This window comes from Umezawaea sp. (assembly GCF_057122925.1).
Window position 1 is genome coordinate 1 of the sequence record NZ_DBNGPQ010000172.1, and the last position, 9,719, is coordinate 9,719.

A 9,719-nucleotide genomic window follows, 5' to 3' on the forward strand; every position below is an offset into this window, starting at 1 on the left:
CCGCCGAAGGGCTGTTCGACCCGAGCCGTAAGCGCCGCCCGCCGTTCCTGCCCAAGCGCATCGGGCTGGTCACCGGCCGGGCCAGCGCCGCCGAGCGCGACGTGCTCACCAACGCCCGCCGCCGCTGGCCGGCCATCGACTTCCGGGTGATCAACGTCGCCGTGCAGGGCGCCACCGCCGTGCCGGAGATGATCAACGCGCTGCGCCTGCTCGACGCCGACGACACGATCGACGTGATCGTGCTCGCCCGGGGCGGCGGCTCCACCGAAGACCTGCTGCCGTTCTCCGACGAGGCGCTGTGCCGGGCCGTGGCGTCGTGCCGCACGCCCGTCATGTCGGCGATCGGGCACGAACCGGACAGCCCGCTCGTCGACCACGTCGCGGACGTCCGCTGCTCCACGCCCACCGATGCGGGCAAACGGGTGGTTCCGGATGTGGCGGAAGAAGCAGAGCGCGTACGCCAAATGCGAGACCGCGCCCGCCGGGCGTTGCACGGCTGGGTGGGCCGCGAGCGCGAGCTGCTCCGGTCGCTGCGCTCCCGACCTGCGCTTTCCGACCCGCACGGCCCGCTGGAGCGGCGCCGGGAGGACATCGACCGACTCCGGGAACGGGGCCGCCGCGCGGTGCTCGCCCGACTGTCGACCGAGCAGAACGGTCTCGCCTCCACAAGAGCGCGCTTGACGACCCTCGGACCGGCAGCCACGCTTGCGCGCGGATACGCGGTAGTGCAACGCGTCACACCCGACGGTGTCGACGGCGTGCTGAGGTCGATCGACGAGGCCCCGGCCGGGACGCGGCTGCGCGTGCGCGTGGCGGACGGGGCCGTGCACGCGGTCGTGAGCGAGGACGGAGGCAGTGGTGCCCAACCCGGCGCGTGAACCCACGTTCCTCCCGTTGACGATGGCCGCGGCCGGGTCGGCGGCGGACGACACAGCCGACCCGCTGGCCCGTGACAGCGCGCAGGCCGTCCAGCACCGCGCGAGGACGGCCAACGCCGCCGCGGCGGACTGCTGGACCGCGCTCGTCGCGGGGTGCACGTCCGGTCGCCAGACGTTGATCAACGAACTGCACCACCTGTCCCTGGCGACCTCGCAGTACGCGGGCACCCGCTGGTGGCTGAGCCACGGCTCGGTGCACCGCAGGCGCGTCGTCGCGGCCGAGGGGCGCATCGACGACGCGGTGCGGGACGGCGACGGCGCCGAGTTCGCGGAGGCGTTCGTCGGGTACGACCAAGCCGTCGCCACGGTCGTGGCGCACGTGCAGAGCAGATTGGGGAGTGTGGCCCAGTGAGTTCCACCGAGACCGCACTCGGCTACGAGGCCGCGCGAGACGAGCTGGTGGAGGTGGTCCGCAAGCTCGAAGCGGGCGGCCTGTCGCTGGAGGACTCCATCGCGCTGTGGGAACGCGGCGAGGCCCTGGCGAAGACGTGCGAGAGGCACCTGGACGGCGCCAAGGAACGCATCGACGCCGCGCTGGCGGTCGTCGAGGAGGACGTCGAGGGCTGACATTGGGACCCTGGTCACGGGGTGCTCCGTGCGAGGATTGGTCTACCGGCCGATCATCCCAGGAGGAGCACAATGGTGAGCTCGAACCCTTCCGAACGCCGCCGCGAAGCGCCTGACCGCAACCTGGCGCTGGAATTGGTCCGGGTCACCGAGGCCGCCGCCATGGCCGCGGGCAGGTGGGTCGGCCGGGGCGACAAGAACGGCGGCGACGGCGCGGCCGTGGACGCCATGCGCAAGCTGATCCACACCGTCTCGATGCGCGGCGTCGTCGTGATCGGCGAGGGCGAGAAGGACGAAGCGCCCATGCTCTACAACGGCGAGGAGGTCGGCAACGGCGACGGCCCGGACTGCGACGTGGCCGTGGACCCGATCGACGGCACCACGCTGATGGCGAAGGGCATGCCGAACGCCCTGGCCGTGCTGGCGGTGGCCGAGCGCGGCGCGATGTTCGACCCGTCGGCCGTCTTCTACATGGAGAAGCTCGCCGTGGGCCCGGAGGCGGCGGACGTCATCGACATCACCGCCCCCATCGCCGAGAACATCCGCCGCGTGGCCAAGGCGAAGCACATCGACGTGACCGACGTGACGGTCTGCATCCTCGACCGCCCGCGCCACGAGCACCTGGTGCACGAGGTCCGCGAAGCCGGTGCCCGCATCCACTTCATCTCCGACGGCGACGTGGCGGGCGCGATCTCCGCGGCCCGCCCGGACACCGGCGTGGACCTGCTCGTCGGCATCGGCGGCACGCCGGAGGGCATCATCGCGGCGGCCGCGCTGAAGTGCATCGGCGGCGAGATCCAGGCGAAGCTGTGGCCCAAGGACGACGAGGAGCGCCAGAAGGCGATCGACGCGGGCCACGACCTGGACCGCGTGCTGACGACGCGGGAACTCGTGCGCGGCGACAACGTCTTCTTCTGCGCCACCGGCGTCACGAGCGGCGACCTGCTGCGCGGTGTGCACTACCGCTCCGGCGGCTGCACCACGCAGTCCATCGTGATGCGCTCGAAGTCCGGCACCGTGCGGATGATCGACGGCTTCCACCGGCTGACGAAGCTGCGCGAGTACTCGTCGGTCGACTTCGACCGCCTGGCCGAGGCGGAGGCCGGGCAGCTGATCCCGCCGCTCCCCTAGGAGACCGTGTCGCGGACCGGGTGGACGAGGGCGTGCTCGCCCGGCGCGGTGGCGGTGGCCGCGTCGCCGACGACGACCGGGACCACCGCTTCGCCGACCTTCGACCGCGGCCGGGCGATCGCCGCGTCCAACGGTCAACCGCCGGGACGCGTCCAGGTCCGTTCCGCGGCGCGGAAAGCGCCGGGGGTGGTCCCCGTCTCGCGGGTGAAGAACTTGCCGAAGTTGGTCGGCTCGGTGAAGCCGAGCCGGTGGCCGACCGCCGCCACCGGCAGGTCGGTGTGCGCCAGCAACCGCTTGGCCTCCAACGCGACGCGCGCGTCGACGAGCGCCTTGGCGGTGCGGCCGGTCGCGGTCTGGCAGACGCGGTTGAGGCTGCGCAACGAGTACCCGACGCGGGCGGCGTAGTCGGCCGCGTTGCGCGTCTCGGCGAACGACCGCTCCAGCTCGTGCCGGAACCGCTGGAAGGTCGCGCTGTGGCCGGGTCCGTCGGCCGGGGCCAGCCGGGCGACGCGCAGCAGCACGGCCGCGAGCAGGTGCCGAAGCAGGTCGACGGTGACGGCCTCCGGCTCCCGAACGGCTCGGCGGTACTCGACGGCCAGCTCGTCCACCGCCGCGGTCAGCTCGTCGAGCGGCACGGTCCGGGTGGCGGGCCCGAACGACCCGAGCAGTGCGCCCGCCCCGTCGAGCCGGGGCGGGAACTCCTCGGTGAACAGCACCACCGTCGCGTCCAGACCGGCCGACGGCAGCCGCAGCACCCGGCCGGGCGCCACGTGCAGGAGCGTGCCCGCCGAGCACGGGCGGTCGACGAAATCGACCATCGCGGTACCCGACCCGCCGGTCACCAGGAACAGCTGGTGGAAGTCCGCTCGGTGCACGGTGACCAGCGTTTGAGCGGGCAACCTGGCCACGAGAGCCGCGAAGTCGACCACCTCGACGCCGAGCCGCGGCAGGTCGGGGTTGCTGAAGCCGAACTCGGCGACCTGTCCACTTTCGACCATGGTGGGACGGGATCCTACCTCGTGGTCACGCCCGGTTCGGACGATTCTCGTGGGGCGGCGAGCGGGCACCGGGTCCGCCGCCCTCGACGGAACGGACACCTCTCGTGAGCAACAAGGAACTGGTTCTCCAGGCGGCGGGCGCGCTGTTCGGCGACAAGGACCCCACCGCGGTGGACCGCTGGGTCTCCCCGACCTACCGGCAGCACAGCTCGCTCGCCGCCGACGGTCCCGAGGCGCTGCGCGCACTGGTCGCCTCCCTCCCCGCCGACTTCCGCTACGAGGGCGCACGGGTGATCGCCGACGGCGACCTGGTGGCCCTGCACGGCACCTACCACGGCTTCGGCCCCGTCCCGCTGGTCGCGTTCGACCTCTTCCGCGTCGAGGACGGCAAGCTGGCCGAGCACTGGGACGGCCTGACCCCCGTGGTCGCGGCGACCGTGAGCGGGCGTTCCCAGACCGACGGCCCGACCGCGCCTTCCGACCTCGACCGGACCGAGCGCAACCGCGCCCTCGTCACCGAGTTCGCGCAGCGGGTCCTCGTGGACGCCGACTACTCCGTGCTCACCGACTACATCTCCACCGAGCGCTACGACCAGCACAACCCGGAGGCGGGCGACGGCCTCGCCGGTTTCGGCGCCGCAGCGGCGAAGTGGGCCGAGCAGGGGAAGGACCTGCGCTACAAGGCGGTGCACCGGGTCGTGGCCGAGGGCGACCTCGTGCTGCTCCAGTCGGAGGGCGAGTTCGGCGAGCCGGTCGCCTACTGGGACCTGTTCCGCGTCGCCGACGGCAGGATCGTCGAGCACTGGGACGTCGTCGCACCCGTCCCGGCCTCGCTCCCGCACGACAACGGCCTGTTCTGACACCGTTGTCATCGAACGGGTTGTGAACAGTTAAGGGGCAATCACAGGCCGTGTGGGGGTGGTGACCACGTGAGACATGTCCCTAGTTTCCGTTTCGTCCCCGGCAACCCCTGCGCCGGAGACGGGAAGGAACGGAAACGATGAGGGCACGTTCCCTGTTCACCGCGGTAGCCGTGGCTCTGGGCATGGCTTTCGCCTCCATGGGCGCCGCGACAGCTCAACCCGAGACCGACGGCGTCACGCCGATGATCGTCGGCGGCGGCAACGCCACCCAGGTGTACTCGTTCATGGTGTCCCTGCAGAGCACCTCGGGCGGTCACTTCTGCGGCGGTTCGCTGATCAAGGCCAACTGGGTCGTCACGGCCAAGCACTGCGTCCAGGGCCGCACCCCGGCCTCGACGCGCGCACGCATCGGCACGACCAACCGGACCAGCGGCGGCACCCTGGCCTCCGCGAGCCGGATCGTCCTGCACCCGAGCGCCGACCTGGCGCTCGTCCAGCTGTCGACGTCGGTCACCCAGACGCCCGCCAAGATCTCGACCTCGTCGGGTGCGGTCGGCACGGCCACCCGCATCATCGGCTGGGGCCAGACCTGTCCGTCGTCGGGTGGCTGCGGCGCGGCTCCGGTCACGCTCCAGCAGCTCGACACGTCGATCGTGGCTGACAGCCGGTGCTCGGGCATCAGCGCGTCCACCGAGATCTGCACGAACAACACCGGTGGCAACAAGGGCGCCTGCTACGGCGACTCGGGCGGCCCGGAGATCAAGTCCGTCGGCGGCGTGTGGGAGCTCATCGGCGCCACCAGCCGCAGCGGCGGCGGTGCCACGTGCGCGACCGCTCCGTCGATCTACGTCGACGTCCCCGTGTTCCGCTCCTGGATCAGCGGGTACGCGGGTGCCGTCTAGCACTTCGGCCTGACGCGCATGGTTGACCGCCTTCGGGGATACCCGGAGGCGGTCAACCTCTGTCGTGGGCCACTCGTCTTCCCACCACAGAGCTAACCAGGAGTGGTGGATGCGCGTTCTTCTCGTACTGGCAACGGCTTTGCTGGCCTCGGCGTGCGGCCAGCAGGCCCCCTTCGCACCGTCCGCGGTCACCACGAGCACGACGACGACCACGGAGGCGGCTCCCCCGCCGCAGCCGGCTCCGCCGCGGGTGCCGCTCAACCCGTGCACCATCACCGACGGCGCGTGCGTGCGCCTGTCCACGTCGGAGAGTTGGCTGATCTCCGGTGGCGCCATCGCCTACGGCCCGGTGCCGTCCGCGTTCGGCATGGCGGGCTACGAGACGCCGACCGGTGACTTCCAGGTGCTGCACAAGGTCCGCCACGACGTGAGCCTGGCGTTCGGCAACACCCCCATGCCGTACACCGTGTACTTCCGCGACGACGGCATCGCCTTCCACCAGGGGGACCTCGCCCCGGCGTCGTCGCACGGCTGCGTGCACCTGGCCGAGGAGGCGGCGGCGACCTTCTTCGACTTCCTCCAGCCGGGAGCGGCGGTCCAAGTCGTCGCCTAGGCGTCCCCCATTCGTTACCGCCCGCGGGCAACCATGATCGGGTGGCAGGCGTCTCACCTCCTGACACGACGATCAGGGGGTCCGGAGATGCGCGTTCTTCTCGTACTGGCAACGGCGTTGCTCGTCACCGCCGGGTGCGCTTCCGGTGAGCGGACCGAGGCGGCGGCACCGCCCTCCGAGGTCTCGGCCTCCGCTCCGGCGTCGTCCGAACCCGGCGCTCCCCCGTCCTCCACCGAGGTCCCGCCGCCCGCGCCGTCCACGTCGTCGGAGGCCCCTCCGCCCCCGCAGCCCGCGCCGCCGCCCCCGCCCGTCCAGGTCGCGGGCACGCCGTGCGACATCACCAACGGCGCCTGCGTCGAGCTGTCCACGCAGCAGACGTGGCTCATCAGCAACGGCGCGGTGACCTACGGCCCCGTCCCGATCACGTCGGGCCGTCCCGGCTACGAGACGCCCACCGGCTACTTCCCGGTGCTGCACAAGGTCCGGCACGAGGTCAGCCGCCCGTACAACAACGCGCCCATGCCGTACTCGGTGTACTTCACCAGCTACGGCATCGCCTTCCACGAGGGCAGCCTCACCGATCCGTCGCACGGCTGCGTCCACCTGTCCCAGGAAGCGGCCGCGACGTACTTCGACTTCCTCCAGTCAGGACAGCAGGTCCAGGTCGCCCCCTGATCACCACCGCCCTACCACATCCTCGACGGGCGCCCCGAACCGGGTGGTTGGATGATCCACCCCGTGGGTACCCAACGGGATGAGGGGTGATTCGAGATGAAGGTTCTCGGCACAGCAATCGCAGCACTGGCCATGGTTGTCGGCTCCGCGATCCCCGCGCAGGCGGCAGCTTCCGACTCCCCCTGCTCCATCGCAGAGGGTGCTTGTCTACGACTGTCCACCAACGAAGCCTGGCTCGTCTACCACGGTTCCGTCAGCTACGGCCCGGTCCCCGTCACGCACGGCAAGCCCGGCTACGAGACGCCGACCGGCACGTTCCCCGTTCTGCGCAAGGTGCGGAACGACTGGAGCATCCCCTACAACGCGCCGATGCCGTACTCGACGTACTTCACGTCGGACGGCATCGCCTTCCACGAGGGCAGCCTGACCGACCCGTCGCACGGCTGCGTCCACCTGTCGAACGAGGCGGCCGTCGTCTTCTTCGACAACCTGCTGATCGGTGAGCAGGTCCAGGTCGTGCCGTAGCGCTCGACCGGACCGGCACGGGCGGGCCGTCCGCGAGGGCGGCCCGCCCGACCACGTCGTTCCCCGCTCACCGAGGCCGCGGACGGGGGACAATCGGAAGGCCGATCGCACCGCTGCCGAGGAGTTCCCCTGGACGACCACGTGGCGCGCGGGCACCGACCGGTGGCCTTCGCCGTCCTCGACCAGGCGGGCCGGACCCGCCGCCTCAAGCGGTTGGCCCGTCTGGCCCTGGCCGAGTACGACGTCCCGGCGACGACGCTCACCCTGTTGCCGAACGGCTGGAACACCAACTTCCGCGTCGACCACGACCACGTGCTCCGCCTCCGCACCACGACACCCGAGTTCGCCGAGGCGGAGACCACCTGGCTGACCGCGCTGGCGGCGGACACCACCCTCGGCGTCCCGGTACCGGTCCCGACCCGCACCGGCGAGCACGTGACGACCGCGACCACCCCGGACGTCCCCGGCAGGCGCACCTGCGTCCTCTACCGGTGGGTCGAGGGCAGGTTCCACGGCAAGTCGCTCAGCGCCACCGACGTCCGCAAGGTCGGCGAGTTCACCGCCCACCTCCAGCGGCACGGCAAGACCATGCCGCCGTTGGCGCGCAACCGCGTGGACACCCTGCCCGACCACACCGCCCAACTGGCGGCGGACCTGCACTCCCCCGAGGCGGGCGTCCTCTTCGAGCGGGCCATCACCCGCATCACGACCACCCTGGCCGACCTCGGCAACGCCGCCCACGGCCTGATCCACGCGGACCTGCACCAGGAGAACTTCCTGTTCCACCGCGGAGAGGTCCGCGCCATCGACTTCGACGACTGCGGTTACGGCCACCACCTCTACGACCTGGCCGCCACCATCAGCGAGCTCGACGACCCGACCCTGCGCGCCCCGCTCCTGGAGGGCTACCGCGCGGTCAGCCCGCTGGAGCACGAGGAAGCCCTCGACGACCTGATCCTGCTGCGCCGCCTGCAACTCACGACGTGGATCGTCCAGGAGCGCCACGTCCCCCAGTTCCGCGGCACGTGGGCCGCGACGCTGGACCGCACCGTCGCGCTCCTGCGCTGACCCGCCGTGGTATGCACTCCCCCGTGTCGAAACGAACCTCCGCCACGCTCCTGTGCGCCGCCCTGGCGCTGACCGCGTGCACGTCGTCCACCCGCGAAGGCCCGCTGACGGCGACCGACGCGCTGGGCGACCTGAAGACGATCGACTACTGCAGCATCGTCGGCGGGACCGGTGACCCGGCGTTCGAGCGCTGCCGGGTCGTGGACGGCGTGAGGATCATGGCCGTCGGTCCCGTCGAATCCGGTGAGAACAAGGACCTCCACCCGGTCGAGTACCACGGTTCGGCGCTGCCGGACGGGATGCGGGTGCAGGGTTCCACGTTCAACGCCCAGCAGTCCTGCACCAGGCTGCTCACCTTCAGCGACGACATCCGGCTGAGCTTCATGGTCACGGGCGAGTCCGACGCCGACGCGAACTGCGCGAAGGCGATGGAGGCCGTGGAGTCCGCGCTCGGCGTCATCAACGAGAACAAGGTCGGCCGCCGCCAGTTCGCCGACAACTCCTTCGGCAGGCTCGACCCGTGCGCGCTCCTCTCGACCCCCGAGGTCGAGGCGGTCATCGGCGCGGGCAGGCAGAAGAAGCCCAGCGCCACCGGCCACAACTGCCTGCACGGCGACGTCGCGCTCAAGTTCGACCTGAAGCAGGCCGTCGTCGGCGACGAGGAGACCGTCGCGGGCAGGCGGGCGACCGTGAACAAGATCAGCCTGTTCTGCACGGTCCACCTGAACAGCGGCCCCGAGTCGGCCGCCGTCCAGGCGATCAGCGTCACCGGCGAAGCCGACGACGGCACGTGCGACCGGGCCCGCCAGGTGGCCGAACTCGTCTTCCCGGCCCTGCCGCGGCCCTAGCCCTCGTTGCTCGAATGCCCCGGGAACAGGTGCGCCGCCGGGTTCAGCGCGACCGCGATGTTGTTCACCGCGGTCGCGGCCTCGCCGAACCCGGTGGCGATCAGCTTCACCTTCCCCGGATACGCCGCCACGTCGCCCGCCGCGTACACCAGCTCGCGCCGGGTCCGCATCGTCGTGTCGACCGACACCGCCCGGTGGTCCAGCTCCAGCCCCCACGACTCGATGGGCCCGAGGTCGGCCGTGAAGCCCAGCGCCGCCACGACGGCCTGCGCGGGCAGCACCTTCACGTCGCCGGACTTGACCTTGACCTCCACCTCGGCCAGCTCCGGCGCACCGCGCAGCTCCGTCACCTCGGCGTCGGTGATGATCTCCACGCCCAGCTCCCGCACCGCCCGCACGGTCGGCGGGTGCGCGCGGAAGTTCGCCCTGCGGTGCACCAGCGTGACGCTGGCGGCGATCGGGTGCAGCGCGAGCGCCCAGTCGAACGCCGAGTCGCCGCCGCCCACGATCAGCACGTGGTGGCCGGCCAGGTCGGCGAGGCGCGGGACGAAGTAGACGAGGCCTGCGCCGCTGAACATCGCCGCGGCGGGT

Annotated in this window: 14 protein-coding genes; 11 read left to right on the forward strand and 3 right to left on the reverse strand. The window is 71.5% G+C overall.

The features are described from left to right. The 4 genes from xseA to glpX all read left to right on the forward strand — a co-directional run. Positions 1-878 (forward strand): exodeoxyribonuclease VII large subunit (xseA, locus tag AC156L_RS38430; RefSeq protein WP_484407742.1); only part of this gene is annotated, 878 nt, incomplete at its 5' end. Beyond that, the gene (locus tag AC156L_RS38435; protein ID WP_330878267.1) at positions 859-1,290 is read left to right on the forward strand and encodes a sugar ABC transporter substrate-binding protein; all 432 of its coding nucleotides are present in this window, start codon (positions 859-861) and stop codon (positions 1,288-1,290) included. The genes xseA and AC156L_RS38435, both read left to right, overlap by 20 nt. Next, positions 1,287-1,505 (forward strand): exodeoxyribonuclease VII small subunit, encoded by a 219-nt coding sequence (locus tag AC156L_RS38440; protein ID WP_330878266.1) that lies wholly within the window; start codon positions 1,287-1,289, stop codon positions 1,503-1,505. The genes AC156L_RS38435 and AC156L_RS38440 overlap by 4 nt, the downstream gene beginning before the upstream one ends. Positions 1,506-1,577: 72 nt before the next feature. Beyond that, on the forward strand, positions 1,578-2,636 hold the full coding sequence (glpX, locus tag AC156L_RS38445) for a class II fructose-bisphosphatase (protein ID WP_330878265.1): 1,059 nt from the start codon (positions 1,578-1,580) through the stop codon (positions 2,634-2,636). Here glpX and AC156L_RS38450 read toward each other — a convergent pair. Together AC156L_RS38450 and AC156L_RS38455 are read right to left on the reverse strand one after the other, a co-directional pair. After that, positions 2,633-2,767 (reverse strand): hypothetical protein, encoded by a 135-nt coding sequence (locus AC156L_RS38450; RefSeq protein WP_484407743.1) that lies wholly within the window; start codon positions 2,765-2,767, stop codon positions 2,633-2,635. The two genes, glpX and AC156L_RS38450, sit on opposite strands and share 4 nt — an antisense overlap. A gap of 3 nt (positions 2,768-2,770) precedes the next feature. Further along, positions 2,771-3,634, reverse strand: a complete 864-nt coding sequence (locus AC156L_RS38455) for a helix-turn-helix domain-containing protein (protein WP_330878263.1) — start codon at positions 3,632-3,634, stop codon at positions 2,771-2,773. A gap of 104 nt (positions 3,635-3,738) precedes the next feature. On the opposite strand from AC156L_RS38455, the gene AC156L_RS38460 reads away from it, so the two are divergent. The 7 genes from AC156L_RS38460 (at position 3,739) to AC156L_RS38490 (ending at position 9,128) form a co-directional block, all read left to right on the forward strand. After that, positions 3,739-4,494 (forward strand): nuclear transport factor 2 family protein, encoded by a 756-nt coding sequence (locus AC156L_RS38460; RefSeq protein WP_330878262.1) that lies wholly within the window; start codon positions 3,739-3,741, stop codon positions 4,492-4,494. Positions 4,495-4,634: 140 nt separating this feature from the next. Continuing rightward, positions 4,635-5,399: a S1 family peptidase gene (locus AC156L_RS38465; protein WP_330878261.1), complete on the forward strand. Its 765-nt coding sequence runs from the start codon at positions 4,635-4,637 to the stop codon at positions 5,397-5,399. A 109-nt stretch (positions 5,400-5,508) separates the two neighbouring features. Then, positions 5,509-6,012, forward strand: coding sequence for a L,D-transpeptidase (locus tag AC156L_RS38470; protein WP_330878260.1), 504 nt, complete (start codon positions 5,509-5,511; stop codon positions 6,010-6,012). A gap of 87 nt (positions 6,013-6,099) precedes the next feature. Then, entirely contained in the window at positions 6,100-6,687 is a 588-nt protein-coding gene (locus AC156L_RS38475; RefSeq protein ID WP_330878259.1) for a L,D-transpeptidase, read from the forward strand. Positions 6,688-6,783: 96 nt separating this feature from the next. Beyond that, complete coding sequence (locus AC156L_RS38480) at positions 6,784-7,212, forward strand: L,D-transpeptidase (protein ID WP_330878258.1); 429 nt, start codon at positions 6,784-6,786, stop codon at positions 7,210-7,212. 141 nt (positions 7,213-7,353) lie between these two features. Then, positions 7,354-8,280: a phosphotransferase enzyme family protein gene (locus AC156L_RS38485; RefSeq protein WP_330878257.1), complete on the forward strand. Its 927-nt coding sequence runs from the start codon at positions 7,354-7,356 to the stop codon at positions 8,278-8,280. Between the two features lie 23 nt (positions 8,281-8,303). Then, positions 8,304-9,128 carry a hypothetical protein gene (locus AC156L_RS38490; RefSeq protein WP_330878256.1) on the forward strand — a complete coding sequence of 275 codons (825 nt, stop codon included), beginning with the start codon at positions 8,304-8,306 and terminating at the stop codon, positions 9,126-9,128. Here the strand turns inward: AC156L_RS38490 and AC156L_RS38495 are convergent. After that, positions 9,125-9,719: NAD(P)/FAD-dependent oxidoreductase (locus tag AC156L_RS38495; protein ID WP_484407745.1), on the reverse strand; the 595-nt coding region annotated here is incomplete at its 5' end. The two genes, AC156L_RS38490 and AC156L_RS38495, sit on opposite strands and share 4 nt — an antisense overlap.